The sequence below is a fragment of the Hydrogenophaga taeniospiralis CCUG 15921 genome (assembly GCF_001592305.1).
GTDB classification, from domain to species: Bacteria; Pseudomonadota; Gammaproteobacteria; order Burkholderiales; family Burkholderiaceae_C; genus Hydrogenophaga; species Hydrogenophaga taeniospiralis.
The window spans coordinates 49706-65145 of record NZ_BCWR01000002.1; the positions used below are offsets into that span (position 1 = coordinate 49706).

General features: G+C 67.5%; 16 protein-coding genes. 10 read left to right on the top strand and 6 right to left on the bottom strand.

Going from position 1 to position 15440, the window contains the following annotated elements:
* The first annotated feature begins 40 nt into the window (after nt 1-40).
* Nucleotides 41-784, top strand: coding sequence for an AraC family transcriptional regulator (locus tag HTA01S_RS03395; protein WP_068167184.1), 744 nt, complete (start codon nt 41-43; stop codon nt 782-784).
* A 2-nt stretch (nt 785-786) separates the two neighbouring features.
* On the opposite strand, the gene HTA01S_RS03400 is transcribed toward HTA01S_RS03395, so the two are convergent.
* From HTA01S_RS03400 to HTA01S_RS03410, 3 genes are all read right to left on the bottom strand, one after another.
* Nucleotides 787-1614 carry an extracellular solute-binding protein gene (locus HTA01S_RS03400; RefSeq protein WP_068167185.1) on the bottom strand — a complete coding sequence of 276 codons (828 nt, stop codon included), beginning with the start codon at nt 1612-1614 and terminating at the stop codon, nt 787-789.
* Nucleotides 1615-1787: 173 nt separating this feature from the next.
* Nucleotides 1788-2570, bottom strand: a complete 783-nt coding sequence (locus HTA01S_RS03405) for an ABC transporter ATP-binding protein (RefSeq protein ID WP_068167186.1) — start codon at nt 2568-2570, stop codon at nt 1788-1790.
* Entirely contained in the window at nt 2567-3295 is a 729-nt protein-coding gene (locus tag HTA01S_RS03410) for an ABC transporter permease (protein WP_068167187.1), read from the bottom strand. The genes HTA01S_RS03405 and HTA01S_RS03410 overlap by 4 nt, the downstream gene beginning before the upstream one ends.
* A gap of 118 nt (nt 3296-3413) precedes the next feature.
* Between HTA01S_RS03410 and HTA01S_RS03415 the strand changes: the two genes are divergently transcribed.
* Entirely contained in the window at nt 3414-4538 is a 1125-nt protein-coding gene (locus HTA01S_RS03415; protein ID WP_068167188.1) for a substrate-binding domain-containing protein, read from the top strand.
* A gap of 112 nt (nt 4539-4650) precedes the next feature.
* On the opposite strand, the gene HTA01S_RS03420 is transcribed toward HTA01S_RS03415, so the two are convergent.
* Nucleotides 4651-5688 (bottom strand): MBL fold metallo-hydrolase, encoded by a 1038-nt coding sequence (locus tag HTA01S_RS03420; RefSeq protein WP_068167189.1) that lies wholly within the window; start codon nt 5686-5688, stop codon nt 4651-4653.
* A gap of 105 nt (nt 5689-5793) precedes the next feature.
* On the bottom strand, nt 5794-7032 hold the full coding sequence (gene coaBC / locus HTA01S_RS03425; protein WP_068167190.1) for a bifunctional phosphopantothenoylcysteine decarboxylase/phosphopantothenate--cysteine ligase CoaBC: 1239 nt from the start codon (nt 7030-7032) through the stop codon (nt 5794-5796).
* Between the two features lie 147 nt (nt 7033-7179).
* On the opposite strand from coaBC, the gene HTA01S_RS03430 reads away from it, so the two are divergent.
* The 8 genes from HTA01S_RS03430 to HTA01S_RS03465 all read left to right on the top strand — a co-directional run bounded on the left by HTA01S_RS03430 (nt 7180) and on the right by HTA01S_RS03465 (nt 14425).
* Nucleotides 7180-7734: a hypothetical protein gene (locus HTA01S_RS03430; protein ID WP_157571960.1), complete on the top strand. Its 555-nt coding sequence runs from the start codon at nt 7180-7182 to the stop codon at nt 7732-7734.
* Between the two features lie 110 nt (nt 7735-7844).
* On the top strand, nt 7845-9500 hold the full coding sequence (locus HTA01S_RS03435) for a CTP synthase (protein WP_068167192.1): 1656 nt from the start codon (nt 7845-7847) through the stop codon (nt 9498-9500).
* An 11-nt stretch (nt 9501-9511) separates the two neighbouring features.
* Nucleotides 9512-10366, top strand: a complete 855-nt coding sequence (gene kdsA / locus HTA01S_RS03440) for a 3-deoxy-8-phosphooctulonate synthase (protein WP_068167193.1) — start codon at nt 9512-9514, stop codon at nt 10364-10366.
* A 10-nt stretch (nt 10367-10376) separates the two neighbouring features.
* On the top strand, nt 10377-10685 hold the full coding sequence (locus tag HTA01S_RS03445; RefSeq protein ID WP_068167194.1) for a DUF1330 domain-containing protein: 309 nt from the start codon (nt 10377-10379) through the stop codon (nt 10683-10685).
* A gap of 22 nt (nt 10686-10707) precedes the next feature.
* The gene (eno, locus tag HTA01S_RS03450) at nt 10708-11991 is read left to right on the top strand and encodes a phosphopyruvate hydratase (protein ID WP_068167195.1); all 1284 of its coding nucleotides are present in this window, start codon (nt 10708-10710) and stop codon (nt 11989-11991) included.
* 179 nt (nt 11992-12170) lie between these two features.
* Nucleotides 12171-12455 carry an FtsB family cell division protein gene (locus HTA01S_RS03455; RefSeq protein ID WP_068167196.1) on the top strand — a complete coding sequence of 95 codons (285 nt, stop codon included), beginning with the start codon at nt 12171-12173 and terminating at the stop codon, nt 12453-12455.
* Between the two features lie 63 nt (nt 12456-12518).
* Nucleotides 12519-13196 carry an AAA family ATPase gene (locus HTA01S_RS03460; protein WP_068167221.1) on the top strand — a complete coding sequence of 226 codons (678 nt, stop codon included), beginning with the start codon at nt 12519-12521 and terminating at the stop codon, nt 13194-13196.
* Nucleotides 13193-14425 (top strand): AGE family epimerase/isomerase, encoded by a 1233-nt coding sequence (locus HTA01S_RS03465; RefSeq protein ID WP_068167197.1) that lies wholly within the window; start codon nt 13193-13195, stop codon nt 14423-14425. Before HTA01S_RS03460 ends, HTA01S_RS03465 begins: the two co-directional genes overlap by 4 nt.
* A gap of 13 nt (nt 14426-14438) precedes the next feature.
* Here the strand turns inward: HTA01S_RS03465 and hslO are convergent, their stop codons facing one another.
* Nucleotides 14439-15419: an Hsp33 family molecular chaperone HslO gene (gene hslO / locus HTA01S_RS03470; protein ID WP_068167198.1), complete on the bottom strand. Its 981-nt coding sequence runs from the start codon at nt 15417-15419 to the stop codon at nt 14439-14441.
* Nucleotides 15420-15440: the final 21 nt, after the last annotated feature.

Genomic DNA, 15440 nt, shown 5'->3' on the forward strand with positions numbered 1-15440 from the left:
CGACTGGGGAAATTGCACAAACGCTCGGACCCTGAATGCCATGGATGTTTCTCTGCCAGCACCCCTGTCACCGGGGCTCCTGATCGACCACGGGTGGTTCCGGGGCGACCTGCTGTTCGACCACGTGCCCGACACCGTGTTCTTCCTGAAAGACACGCAGGGCCGCTACACGGCGGTCAATCACACCCTGGTCAAGCGCTGCGGCTTCGAGCACAAGGCAGAGCTGATCGGCAAGACGGCGGAACAGGTGTTCCCGCTCCCGCTGGGCTCCGGGTTTTCGCAGCAGGACCGCCGCGTCCTGCAAGGCGGCCCCGCGATCAACGCTCAGCTGGAGCTGCACCTGTACGGCAACCGGAAACCGGGCTGGTGCCTCACCTGGAAGGTGGCGATCACCGACCCGCAAGGCCGCATCGTCGGGCTGGCCGGCTTGTCGCGCGACATCCAGCAGCCCATGGGCTCAACGAACGAGGCCGCCGCGGTGTCGCGCGTCATCGAGCACGTTGCGCAGCACCTGGACTCGCCCCTGCCGCTGGAAGAACTCGCCGCCCTGGCCGGCCTGTCGGTGTTTCAACTGGACCAGCGCATCCGCGGCCTGTTTGGCGTGACGGCGGGTCAATACGTGATCCGGGCGCGCATCGAGCGGGCGTGCGACTTGTTGCGCCACGCCCGGGACCCGATCAGCGAGATTGCCCTGGCGTGTGGCTACGCCGACCAGGCCTCGTTCACACGCCAGTTCCGCAAATCGGTGGGGCTCACGCCGTCAGCGTACAGAGCCATGAGGTGAGGTCAGCGGGCGGCTGAGGCAGCATTCGGGAAGAACAGCTGCTCGCCACCGATCTTGTAGGAGGCGATGGCCTTCTGCCCAGCGTCGCCCGTCACCCAGTCCACGAACTTCTGGCCTTCGGCGGTTTTCACCTGCGGGTGTTTGGCGGCGCTCACGAGCATCACGCCGTACTGGTTGAACAGGCGCTTGTCGCCTTCGACCAGCACCGCCAGGTCGGCGCGGTTCTTGAAATTGAGCCAGGTGCCGCGGTCGGCCAGCACGTAGGCGCCGCTGCTGGCGGCGATGTTCAGGGCCGGGCCCATGCCACAGCCGCAAGACCTGTACGCCGCACCTTTGGAAAGAAACTCCATCAAGGCGGGTTGCGCGGTTCCGATGGGTTCCCCCTGAGCCATCTTCCAGAAGCGCAGTTCGGCCGCGTGCGTGCCGCTCTTGTCGCCGCGCGAGATGAAGGGCGCGTTGGCCGTGGCCACTTTCTTGAGCGCGGCCACGATGTTGCTGCCGCGGGTAGCCGCCGGGTCGGCCTTGGGGCCGATCAGCACGAAGTCGTTGTACATGACCTCCTGGCGTTTCGCGGCAAAGCCCTCGGCCACGAATTTTTCCTCGGCCACCTGGTCGTGCACGAACAGCACGTCGGCGTCACCCCTGCGGGCCATGTCGATCGCCTGGCCGGTGCCCAGCGCCACCACTTTCACGTCGATGCCGCTGGCTTTTTTGAACTCGGGCAGCAGGTAGCTGAACAGACCCGACTGTTCGGTGGACGTGGTGGAGGCGACGACGATGCTGCTCTGCGCGAGCGCGGCGGTGCTGACCAGCAGACCGGCCGACAGCATGCCGGCGGCAACACGGACGGCCCCATCGCGCACAGCGCGGCCAGAAAGCCGACCAATCCAACTGCCGGCGCGAAGGGGTGACCACCAGAGATGCGGTGGAACCGGCTTCGCCGGGCCACATCGCATCGCCCCCTTGAGGGGGTCGCGCGCAGCGCGGCGGGGGTGATTCATGTTCATGCGGTTTCTCCCTTGACGAACAGATGGGCCTGGGGGCAGTGGGCCTCCAGGAAGGCGTGGCTGAAAAAGTCGTTCACCGCCAGGTCGGCGAGCAAGCGCCCCTGCTCCAGGTAGATCACGCGGCTGGCCAGGCGCTTGACCTGGCCGAGGTTGTGGCTGGCGAACACCAGCGTGGGCGGCAGCCGGCCGGGCGCGGGCAGCTCGTCGCCGAAGTCGGCGATCAGCGCCTCCACGTCGCGTTTGGCGTGCGGGTCCAGGCTGGCGGTGGGTTCGTCGAGCAGCCACACGTCGGGCCGCAGCGCCCAGGCGCGCGCCAGCGCCACGCGCTGCTGCTGCCCGCCCGAGAGCGCGCGGCCGTTGCGTTCGGCCAGGTGCGCCAGATCGACCCGGGCCAGCGCCTGCCGGGCGCGCGCATCGGTCTGGCGCCAGGGCACGCCGCTGAGCCACAGGCCCAGCTGCAGGTTGCGCCGCACCGACATGCGCAGCATGTGGGGCCGCTGGAACAGCATGGCGATGCGCGAGTCCTGCGGCACCTGGCGCTGCCCCAGCGCGATGGGCAGCAGGCCGTGCAGCGCGCGCAACAACGTGCTCTTGCCGCAACCGTTGGGGCCCACCAGCGCCACGCGCTCGCCGGCCCGGATGGCCAGCGTGATGCCGCGCAGCGCTTCCACCTGGGCCGCCGGGCCCAGGCTCACGCTCACGCCCTGCAGCGCCAGCACGGTGCCATGCCGCACGCTGGCGCCGGCGGCGCTGCCTTCGGTGGGGCGTTCGATCCTCATGTGGTGGCCATCCGCAGGTCGCCGCCGTCCAGGTGCTCGCGCCAGCGGCGCAGCAGGGCCACCGCGCTGTTGAGCAGCAGCACCACAGCCAGCAGCACGATGCCCAGCCCGAGCGCCAGCGGCAGGTCGCCCTTGCTGGTTTCGAGCGCGATGGCCGTGGTCATGACGCGGGTGAAGCCTTCGATGTTGCCGCCCACGATCATCACCGCGCCCACTTCCGACACCGCACGGCCAAAGGCGGTGATCAGCACGGTGAGCAAGGCGTAGCGCTCGTCCCAGGCCATGAGCAGGCTGCGCAGGCCCAGGCCCGCGCCCAGCGAGCCGAGCTGTTCACCGTGATCGCGGTCGGCGTCTTCCACCACCTGGCGCGTGAGCGCCGTGACCAGCGGCAGCACCAGGATGGCCTGCGCCAGCACCATGGCCTGGAAGCTGAACAGCCAGCCCAGAAAGCCCAGCGGACCGGTGCGCGAGAGCAGCAGGTAGATCACCAGGCCCACCACCACGGAAGGGATGGCCAGGAAGGTGTTGAGAAAGGTCAGCACCACGGAGCGCCCGGGAAACCGGACCGCCGCGAGCCAGGCGCCCAGCAACAGCCCCACGCTGCAGGCCAGCAGGCAGGCCGTGGCACTCACGGCGAGGGAGCGCATGACGATGGTCCAGAGCCCGGCGTCGCCCGAAAGGATGAGCTGCAGCGCGGTGCCCACGCTGTCGGAAAAGGTGTTCATAGCTTGCGCAGGAGCTTACGCGGGCGCTGCGGGTTTGGGAGTACGTAGTGACGCGGTATGAACCCGCGTGCATAGGCGCCGGGCCGGCGGCGGCAAGGCTTGAGGCACACTCGCGCCGATGAGAAAGGTTGAACTGTCCTATTCGCTGAGCGCGCACGGGGGCGGCCGCACGGCCCACCCGGTGCTGCTGCGCAACGCCATGATGGACGTGCTGCACGCGGTGCGCGAACACGGTTCCATCTCGGCCGCGGCGCGGCAACTGGGCTTGTCCTACCGCCACGTCTGGGGACAGCTCAAGGCCTGGGAAACCGAGCTCGGCCAGGAACTCATCGTCTGGGAACGGGGCCAGGCCGCCATGCTCAGCCCGTTCGGGCAGCGCCTGCTGATGGCCGAGCGGCTGGCGCAGGCGCGCCTGGGGCCGCAGATGGAACACCTGCGCGCCGAGCTGGAGCGCGCGTTTTCCCGGGCGTTCGAGCCGCCGTCCAGCGGCAGCGAAGTGCTCACGCTCTACGCCAGCCACGACCACGCGCTCACCGAGCTGCAGGACCTGGCCGCCGGCATGGACACCCAAGGCACCAGCGCCAGCTCGCGGCTGCACCTGGACATCCGCTTCTGCGGCAGCGTGGACGCGATCCGCGCGCTCAACGAGGGGCGCTGCCTGCTGGCCGGTTTTCACACCCAGCCCTTCGCCGACGCGGCCAGCCTGAGCGCGCGCACCTACCGCCCCCTGCTCAAGCCGGGCACACACAAGATCATCGGCTTCGCGCGCCGCACCCAGGGCCTGATGGTGGCGCCCGGCAACCCGCTGGGTCTGCGTGACATGGCCGACGTGGCGGGCCTGCGGGCACGCTTCGTCAACCGCGCCCGGGGCACCGGCACGCGCCTGCTGCTCGAAGAGCTGATGGCACAGGCGCAGCTGCATCCGGCAGATATTCACGGCTTCGAGCACGTCGAAAGCTCCCACGCGGCGGTGGCCCAGGCGGTGGCCAGCGGCGATGCCGACGTGGGCCTGGGCACCGAATACGCGACCCGCGACCAGGGGCTGGGCTTCGTGCCCCTGACCGAAGAGCGTTACCTGCTGGTGTGTCTGAAGTCGGCGCTGGACACACCAGGTGTGCAGCGCCTGCTGGAGCTGATGCGCAGCCCGCGCTGGCATGCCCGGCTCGACGCATTGCCCGGCTACGCGAGCGACCACAGCGGTGAAGTCGCCGCCATGAAGCGGCTGCTGCCGTGGTGGAGGTAGGACCACCCCCATCGCTTGCCTACTTCGTGTGGCCGCTCCGCCCCTCAAGGGGCAGCACCTGCGGCCTGGCAAAGCCAGTTCCGCGGTGCTCTGGGTTGAACTTCCCTTCGGCTCAGAAGGTTTCCTTCTCGGCTTCGAGATACGCCAGGCTGGTGTATTTGCCGATGTTGCTGTCGAAGCCGTCCATGGTTTTGGCGCGGCTGGCGACGCGGGGGTCTTTGAGCACCAAGTCCTTGGCGCCATCCAGCGGGATGCCCTCTTTCACCGCCTGTACACAGGGCTCCCAGATGCCTTTCATGAAGGTTCCGTAGGTGTCGAGCAGGTCCTTGCTGCCGCGGCCGTGGCCGGGCACCCAGAGCTGCTCGCCGGCGGCCTTCTTGATCGCGTCGTAGTACCTGAACGTGCCGGGGTAGGAGCCGTCGTCGATGTTGGCGATGCGGTTGGCCATCGCGATGTCGCCCACGTAGGTGAGCTTGTCCTGCACGATCTCGAGGCACAGGTCGGACGGGGTGTGGGCGCGGCCGTAATGGTGCAGTCTGATCTGCACGTCGCCGTAGTCGAACACCTGGCCATTTTCCACCACCTTGTTGGGCGCCACCACCTTCGTGCCCAGGGTGGCCTGGTTGGTCCAGCGCTCCATCAGGCTGCGCCAGAGATTGCCCTCGTGGCCGGCGATCTGGTCGCGGGTGTGGGCCAGCGCATGGATCGGCAGGTCTTTACCAAAGGCTTCGGCAAAGGCGTGGTTGCCCAGCCAGTGGTCGCCGTGGTAGTGGCTGTTGAAGACCGCGATCACCGGCTTGGGCGTCACGGTCTTGATCATGCGGATCGCCATCTGGCCGATCTGCAGCGAGGCGCCGCTGTCGAGCACCACCACGCCTTGGCGCGTCACCACGAACAGCACGCTGGCCATCAGGCCCTGGTTCGCCTGGTTTGGAAAGCCGTCCTTGGCGTACACCATCCACACGTGGGGCGAGAGCTGCTCGGGCGCGACATCGGGCACCGGCGGGCCTTCGATGAATTCCTGCACCTGCTGGGCAAACAGCCGCGCTTCGGGCACCAGCGCCAGGCCGGCCGCCCCCAGCCCCAGGCCGGTGGCCATGCGCAGCCACTGGCGGCGGTTTCGCGGTGTCGCGGAAAGATCGGGGTTCATGGGCTGTCTCCTGCGGGATGGCATTCACAAAATAAGTAATTGCTTATTTTGTGAATCATAGAACCCGCGGCAGCCACCCGCAAGGGGGTGTGGCCCCTGCGCCCGTCAGGCGGCTTTGTGTTCGGGCAGGCGGCGGGCGATTTCCGCCACCAGCTGGCGCGCCAGCACCAGTTTGTCGGCACGCGGCAGCTCGGTCACGCCGTGTTCGTCGACCAGCAGCAGGGCGTTGTCGTCCTGGCCAAAGGTGTCGGGGCCGATGTTGCCCACCAGCAGGGGCACGCCCTTGCGCACCCGCTTGCTCTGTGCCAGGGCCAGCAGGTCCTGGCTTTCCGCCGCGAAGCCCACACAATACAGCGCGCCGTTCTGGGCGCGGGCACTGGCCGCGATGCCGGCCAGGATGTCGGGGTTTTCCACAAAAGACAGCGTGGGCACCTCGCCCGAGCCGTCTTTCTTGATCTTCTGTTCGGCCGCCTGCACCGGTCGCCAGTCCGCCACCGCGGCGGCCGAGACGAACACGCTGGCGCTCTGGCTCAGCACGTTGAGCGTCTTCTGCATGTTCAGCGCCGACTTCACGTTGATGCGCCCCACGCCGCGTGGCGTGGGCAGGCTCACCGGCCCGGCCACCAGCGTCACCTGGGCGCCCGCTTCGTGGGCGGCCCGCGCGATGGCAAAACCCATCTTGCCGCTGGAGAGGTTGGTCAGGCCGCGCACCGGGTCGATGGCCTCGAACGTGGGCCCGGCGCTCACCAGCACCTGCTGGCCGGCCAGGGGCTTGGGCGAAAAGAACCGCACCAGCTCGTACAGCAACTCCTCGGGCTCCAGCATGCGGCCGTCGCCGGTTTCGCCGCAGGCCTGGTCGCCCACGCCCACATCGAGCACGGTCGTGCCGTCGGCGCGCAACTGGGTCACGTTGCGCTGCGTGGCGGGGTGCGACCACATTTCGCGGTTCATGGCGGGCGCCAGGATCAGCGGCACCTGATCGCGCGGACGGGCCAGGCACATCAGGCTGAGCAGTTCGTCGGCGCGGCCGTGCAGCAGCTTGGCCATGAAGTCGGCACTGGCTGGCGCCACCAGGATCGCGTCGGCCTCGCGGCTGAGGTTGATGTGGGGCATGTTGTTGTCCACGCCGCCCGAGGTGCGCGCATCCCACTGCGAGCTGAACACCGGTCGGCCCGACAGCGCCTGCATCGTCACCGGGGTGATGAACTGCTCGGCCGCTTCGGTCATCACCACCTGCACCGTGGCCCCCTCCTTGATCAGCGATCGACAGAGCTCGGCCGCCTTGTAGCAGGCGATGCCGCCCGAGAGGCCGAGGACGATGTGTTTTCCGGCGAGGTCGTTCATGCGCGCAATGTAGCAGTTCAACCGCCGCCGCGGTGGGGGTGGGCGAGGCCCCTGAGTGGACGGTGCGGCGCCCGGTGCGCGCGGGGGTGCCACAGCAGACATAATGCCGCCACAGCCCATTTCCCGCAGACCCCAACACCCATGAACATGAAATTCAAACCACGCACACTGGCCCAGGGCGTCATCGTGGGCGCCGTGCTGAGCGCGCTGGTCGCCTGCGGCGGTGGATCCGATGCCTCGGACAACGACGCCGTGCCCACCGGCGGCGCCCTGAGCAACCTCTGGTTCGCCGACAGCGATGGTTATTTCCCGCTCGACAAGCTCAAACCCAACGGCACTTTCTACCTGGGCACCGAGGCCGACTTCGGCCTGAAGAATCCGGCCTACAACCCCAGCACCAGGACCCACTCGCTCTGGGCCATCGACACCTCGGCCAGCGTGCCCGCCGGCACGAGCCTGAACTACTCGATGAAGATCGATGCCATCAGCGCCTCGGCCGACGCGGTGGCCGAGCTGGCCAGGAACCTGCAGCTGGACACCACCACGGGTCTGATCACCCAGACCTGCAAGGGCTATCCCGAGTGTTACGACAACACCGGCGCGACCGACGAGGACTTCCTGATCACCGTCACGGCCCAGGTGGTCGGCGGCAGCGGCAAGCTCGAGCGCAACTTCCTGCTGCGCGTGCGCGGCAACAACTGAGCCCACCAGCAACCGACGCCGGGCCACCGGGCCCGGACCGAGAGGGCGCTGGGGGGTGGCCTTTATAATCGCCATTTCCACCTCCTGCGAGCGAATGGCTCGCCCGAGACATGACCAAATTTGTGTTCGTCACCGGCGGTGTGGTGTCCTCCCTTGGCAAGGGCATTGCTTCTGCTTCCCTGGCTGCGATCCTCGAATCGCGCGGCCTCAAAGTCACCCTCATCAAGCTCGACCCGTACATCAACGTGGACCCGGGCACCATGTCGCCCTTCCAGCATGGCGAGGTCTTCGTGACCGACGACGGGGCCGAAACCGACCTGGACCTCGGTCACTATGAGCGTTTCATCGAAACGCGCATGAAGAAGACCAACAACTTCACCACCGGCAAGATCTACCAGTCGGTGCTGGAGAAGGAACGCCGCGGCGACTACCTCGGCAAGACGGTGCAGGTCATCCCGCACGTCACCAACGAGATCCAGGAATTCATCAAGCGCGGCGCCGGCATCGGCACGCCCGACGCGGTGGACGTGGCCATCGTCGAAATCGGCGGCACGGTGGGCGACATCGAGTCCCTGCCTTTCCTCGAAGCGGTGCGCCAGATGAGCCTGCGCATGGGGCCGAACAACACCGCCTTCGTGCACCTGACCTACCTGCCGTGGATCGCGGCCGCCGGCGAGCTGAAAACCAAGCCCACGCAACACACGGTGCAGAAGCTGCGCGAGATCGGCATCCAGGCCGACGCCCTGCTCTGCCGCGCCGACCGCCGCATCCCCGAGGAAGAGCGCGCCAAGATTTCGCTGTTCACCAACGTGCCCGAATGGGGCGTGATCTCCATGTGGGATGTGGACACCATCTACAAGGTGCCGCGCATGCTGCACGAGCAGGGCCTGGACGGCCTGATCTGCGACAAGCTGCGCCTGAACACGCCACCCACCAGCCTCAAGCGCTGGGACGAACTGGTGCACGAGACCGAGCACCCTCAAGGTGAAGTCAGGATCGCCATGGTCGGCAAATACGTCGACCTGTCGGACAGCTACAAGTCGGTCAACGAGGCCCTGCGCCACGCCGGCATGCGCAACCACGTGCGCGTGAAGATCGACCACGTGGATTCCGAGACCATGGAAGGCGCCAATGCCGCGGACAAGCTCGCGCAGTACGACGCGATCCTGGTGCCCGGCGGTTTCGGTCTGCGCGGCGTCGAAGGCAAGATCAACACCGCCCGCTTCGCCCGCGAGCACAAGGTGCCCTACCTGGGCATCTGCCTGGGCATGCAGGTGGCCACCATCGAATACGCGCGCCATGTGGCCGGCCTCGCCGGTGCCAACAGCACCGAGTTCGACCCGGCCACGCCGCACCCGGTGATCGCCCTGATCACCGAGTGGAAAGACGCCGACGGCAGCATCCAGACCCGCAGCGCCAGCTCCGACCTGGGCGGCACCATGCGCCTGGGCGCGCAAAGCTCCGACGTGCAGGCCGGCACCCTCGCCCACAGCATCTATGGCGACGTGGTGACCGAGCGCCACCGCCACCGCTACGAAGCCAACGTCAATTACCTCGACCAGCTGCGCCAGGCCGGTCTGGTGATCTCGGCGCTGACGCAACGCGAGCAACTCACCGAAATCGTCGAGCTGCCCAAGGCCGTGCACCCCTGGTTCATCGGCGTGCAGTTCCACCCCGAGTTCAAGTCCACGCCGTGGAACGGCCACCCGCTGTTCAATGCCTTCATCCAGGCGGCGGTCGAACACCACCGGGCGGCCAAGGCCTGATCGGAGCCCACATGAAGCTGTGCGGATTCGACGTTGGCCTGGACCAGCGCTTCTTCCTGATCGCCGGCACCTGCTCCATCGAAGGCCTGCAGATGTCGCTTGACGTGGCGGGTCAGCTCAAGGAAGCCTGTACCGCCCTCGGCATCCCGCTGATCTACAAGGGCTCGTTCGACAAGGCCAACCGGTCCTCCGGCACCACCCAGCGCGGGCTGGGCATGGACGCGGGCCTGAAGATCCTGGACGAGGTGCGCCGCCAGCTGGGCCTGCCTGTGCTTACCGACGTGCACGAGGCGTCCCAGGTGGCCGAGGTGGCGAGCGTGGTGGACGTGTTGCAGACACCGGCGTTCTTGTGCCGCCAGACCGATTTCATCCGCGCCGTGGCCCAGTCCGGCAAGCCGGTGAACATCAAGAAAGGCCAGTTCCTCGCGCCCTGGGACATGAAGAACGTGATCGACAAGGCACGCGCTGCCGCGAAGGAAGTGGGCCTGTCCGAAGACCGCTTCCTGGCCTGCGAACGTGGCGTGAGCTTTGGCTACAACAACCTCGTGGCCGACATGACCAGCCTGGCCGAGATGCGCCAATCCGGCGCGCCGGTGGTGTTCGACGTGACCCACTCGGTGCAGAAACCCGGCGGCCTGGGTGGTGCCAGCGGCGGTGCCCGCGAGATGGTGCCGGTGCTGGCGCGTGCGGGCGTGGCGGCGGGTGTCGCCGGCCTGTTCATGGAAACCCACCCCAAGCCCGCCGAGGCCTGGTCGGACGGCCCGAACGCCGTGCCGCTGAAACACATGAAGGCCTTGCTGGAAACCCTGGTGGCGCTGGACGACCTGACCAAGCGCAGCGGTTTTCTCGAAAACGACTTCAACTGAACACAAGCCCATGCCAGCCGCCTACATCATCGTCGACATGCAGATCTCCAACATGGAGCAGTACCAGCAGTACATGGCGGCGGCGCCCGCAGCGGTGGCGGCGGCCGGCGGGGAATACCTGGTCCGGGGCGGCCGTTTCGAAGCCCTGGAAGGCGATTGGCAACCGGCCCGCATCGCCATGCTGCGCTTTCCCAGCTACGAGCAGGCCAAGGCCTTCTACGACAGCGAGATGTACCGGCAAGCGCGCGCCAAGCGGGCCGGTGCCACCGAATTCTTCAACCTCGTCCTGGTGGAGGGCGTGAGCGCCCCCGTCATCTGAATATCCACATCGAAAGGAAACCATGAGCGCAATCGTTGACATCGTCGGCCGCGAAATTCTCGACAGCCGCGGCAACCCCACCGTCGAATGCGACGTGCTGCTGGAAAGCGGCGTGATGGGCCGTGCGGCCGTGCCCTCGGGTGCCTCCACGGGCAGCCGCGAAGCCATCGAGCTGCGCGACGGCGACAAGGGCCGCTACCTCGGCAAGGGCGTGCTCAAGGCCGTCGAACACATCAACACCGAGATCAGCGAAGCCGTGCTGGGCCTGGACGCCTCCGAGCAGGCCTTCCTGGACAAGACCCTGATCGACCTGGACGGCACCGAGAACAAAGGCCGCCTGGGCGCCAACGCGCTGCTGGCCGTGTCCATGGCCGTGGCCCGCGCCGCCGCCGAAGAAGCCGGCCTGCCGCTGTACCGCTATTTCGGCGGCATGAGCGCGGTGCAGATGCCCGTGCCCATGATGAACGTGGTCAACGGTGGCGCGCACGCCAACAACAACCTCGACCTGCAGGAACTGATGATCATCCCCGTGGGCGCGCCGAGCTTCCGCGAGGCCCTGCGCTGGGGTGCCGAGGTGTTCCACGCCTTGAAGAAAATCATCCACGACAAGGGCATGAGCATCGCCGTGGGCGACGAAGGCGGCTTTGCCCCCAGCGTGGCCAACCACGAAGCCGCGATCCAGATGATCCTGGAAGCCATCGGCAACGCGGGCTACACCGCCGGCGAACAGATCGCCCTGGGCCTGGACTGCGCCGCCAGCGAGTTCTACAAAGACGGCAAGTACCACCTCGAAGCCGAAGGCCTGGTGCTCTCCGCCGAAGAGTGGACCAACATGCTGGCCACCTGGGTGGACAAGTACCCCATCATCAGCATCGAAGACGCGATGGCCGAGGGCGACTGGGACGGCTGGAAGCACCTGACCGAGCGCCTGGGCCAGCAGGTCCAGCTGGTGGGTGACGACCTGTTCGTCACCAACACCAAGATCCTGAAAGAAGGCATCGACAAGTCGATCGCCAACTCGATCCTGATCAAGATCAACCAGATCGGCACCCTGACAGAAACCTTCGCCGCCATCGAGATGGCCAAGCGCGCCGGCTACACGGCCGTGATCTCGCACCGCTCGGGCGAGACCGAGGACAACACCATCGCCGACATCGCCGTGGGCACCAACGCCGGCCAGATCAAGACCGGCTCGCTCTCGCGCTCGGACCGCATGGCCAAGTACAACCAGCTGCTGCGCATCGAGGAAGACCTGGGCGAAGTGGCGGTGTACCCGGGCCGCGCAGCGTTCTACAACCTGAAATGAAACACCCCCGCCGCGCTGCGCGCGACCCCCTCAAGAGGGCGGCACTGGCCGTCCGGCAGAGCCGGCCCGGCGGTGCCCTGGGTTGGACCGTTGCGTGCGTTGCGGGTGGCGCTCCGGCGCCATGGGAAGCGGATGCGGCATCTCTGGCGCTTGACCTGAGCGCTCACTAAACTCGCGCCATGGCCAACCGCTTTATCCCTGCCCTGCTGATCGGACTGCTGCTGGTGCTGCACGCCCAGCTGTGGTTCGGGCGGGGCAGCGTGCCGAAGGTGGCGAGCATGAAGCTGCAGCTGACCGAGCAGGAACACCGCAACCACGAAGCCCAGCTGCGCAACGACCGGCTGGCCAGCGAGGTGAGCGACCTCCAGGAAGGGCTGGACATGGTCGAGGAACTCGCCCGGCAGGACCTGGGCATGGTCAAGCCCAACGAGATCTTCATCCAGATCGCGCAGAGCAAGCGCTGACGGCGTGCCAGCCGGCCCCGCCCAGCGCTTGACCTTCTTTTCCGCCTTTTGCTGACACCGCCCGTGGCCCTCACGATCACGCTGCTGGGCGGCGAATCCTCTGGCAAGACCGCCCTGGCGCAGGCGCTGCACCAACACCTCAACCAACAGCTCCAGATCCACACGGCGCTGGTGCCCGAGCAGCTGCGGCTCTGGTGCGAGCGCATGGGCCGCGCGCCCCGCGCCGAAGAGCAGGCCGCGCGCGCTGCCGAACAGAGCCGCTGCATCGAGGAAGCCACCCAGCAAGCCGGCGTGGAACTGGTGATCGCCGACACCTCGGCGCTGGTGATCGCCGCCTACAGCGAACTCTATTTCCAGGACACCTCGCTGTACGCCGCGGCCCGGGCCACTCAGCAGCGCTACGACCTCACGCTGCTGATGGGGCTGGACCTGCCCTGGGTGCCCGACGGCCTGTTTCGCGACAGCCCGGCCGTGCGCGAAGCCACCGACGCGCTGCTGCGCCGCGAACTGCGCACCGCGGGCGTGGCATTCCAGCCCGTGTATGGCCAGGGCGAGGCGCGCCTGCGGCAGGCGCTGCAGGCGATCGCCACCCGCCTGGGCCGCCCCCTGGTGGCCGACGACCCGGTGCTGCGCCAGGGCCGGGGGCGCTGGGTCTGCGACAGTTGCAGTGACCCGGACTGTGAACACCGCCTGTTCAGCCAGCTTCTGACCACCGATCACACCAAGGACCCGCCACCATGATCCCGGCACAACCCCTGCCCGACTTCCGCTCGCCCGAGTTCCTGCGCGCGCACGTGTGCGACTGCATGGCCTTCTACCACCCCCGGGCCATCGACCCCAGCGGCGGACTGTTCCACTTCTTCCGGGACAACGGCGAGGTCTACGACCGTCACACCCGCCACCTGGTCAGCAGCACCCGCTTCGTCTTCACCTACGCCATGGCCGTGCGCTCGGGGGCCGATGCCTCGCACCGTCAGGCGCTGTCCCACGCCTTCGACTTCCTGCGCCGCGCGCACCGGGACCCCCACAGCGGCAGCTACACTTGGCTGCTGGACTGGCGCGACGGGAAAAAGACCGTGCTCGATGGCACCCAGCACGCCTACGGCCTGGCCTTCGTCCTGCTGGCGCACGCCCACGCCTTCATGGCCGGTCTGCCCGAGGCGCACGCCGGCATCGCCGAGACCTTCGAACTGCTCGAGCAGCGCTTCTGGGAACCGGACCACGGCCTGTACGCCGACGAGATCCGCCCCGACGGAGTGCTCAGCAACTACCGGGGCCAGAACGCCAACATGCACCTGTGCGAGGCGCTGCTGGCCGCCTTCGACGCCACCGGCGAGACCCGCTACCTCGTCCGCGCCGAGCGCCTGGCCGATCACATCTGCATCCGCCAGGCGGCGCTGGCCGATGGCCTGGTGTGGGAACACTACCGCGCCGACTGGTCGGTCGACTGGGACTACAACAAGGACGACAAGAGCAACATCTTCCGCCCCTGGGGCTTCCAGCCCGGCCACCTGACCGAATGGGCCAAGCTGTTGCTGCTGCTCGATCAGCGCCGCCCACGCGCCGACCACCTGCCGCGCGCCCGGTTGTTCTTCGACACCGCGATGGCGAAGTCGTGGGATACCGAACACGGCGGCCTGTTCTATGGTTTCGCGCCCGACGGCAGCGTGTGCGACAGCGACAAGTATTTCTGGGTCCAGGCCGAGTCGCTGGCCACGGCGGCGCGCCTGGCCCAGGCCACCGGCGAGGCGCGCTACTGGGCCGACTACGACCGCCTATGGGCCTACGCCTGGCAGCATTTCGTGGACCATCAACACGGTGCCTGGTGGCGCATCCTGCGCGCCGACAACACCAAGATCAGCGACGAAAAGAGCCCCGCAGGCAAGGTGGACTACCACACCATGGGGGCGTGTCACGACGTGCTGGACACGCTGGGCCAGGGCGCGCGGCGGCTGCGCGCGACGACCTGACCCGGCCCGCCGCTCACTGAAGATTGGGTGTGGCGGGCGGCTGCGTGTGCGGCTGCAGAAACACCTGCGCCGCGTCCACCGGATCGAACCGGTACTGCGCGCCGCAGAAGTCGCAGCCCACCTCCACCTGGCCCTGCTCGGCAATGATGGATTCGATCTCGTCGCGCCCCAGGCTGCGCAGCATGTTGCCCACGCGCTCGCGCGAGCAGGTGCAGGCGAAACGCGGCCCTTCCTCACCCACCAGGGGTTCGAAGCGGCGCACGTCCTCTTCCCAGAACAGGCGCCGCAGGATGGTGTCGGCGTCCAGCTCCAGCAGTTCCTCGCGCTTGAGGCTGGCCGCCAGGATGGCGATGCGGTTGTAGTCCTCGTTCAGGCCGATCTGGTCTTCGTCCTTGGCGACCGCGCCCGCACCGGCCAGGTTGGCCTCACCCTGCAGCGGCAGGCGCTGGATCAGCAGGCCCGCGGCCACCTTGTCGTTGGCGGCGAGCACCAGGCGGGTGTCTAGCTGCTCGCTCTGCAACATGTAGTGTTCGATCACTTCGCTGAGCTTTTCCAGCTTTTCGCGCCGGTCGCCAAACAGCGGCACCACGCCCTGGTAGGGCTGCTGGCCGGGCAGGCGCTCTTTCGGGTCCAGCGTGATCGCGCAGCGGCCCGCGTTGTTCACGTTGACCATGTGCGACAGCGGCGCGTCGGCGGCCACCTCGCCCACCACGGTGGCGGTGGCGCGCAGGCTCAGGTCGGGCTGGACCTCGGTCACGGCGAGTTTCACCGGGCCGTCGCCCATGATCTGCATGATCAGCGCGCCGTTGAACTTGATGTTGGCCTGCATCAGCGTGGCCGCCGCCGTCATCTCGCCCAGCAGTTCCTGTACCGCCGCCGGATAGCCGCCAGCCTGTTCACGCCGGTGCAGGATATCGGTCCAGGCATCGGTCAGGCGCACCAGCATGCCGCGCACCGGCAGGCCTTCAAACATGAATTTGTGGAGTTCGGACAATCTGTTCTTTCGGTTCGGTCA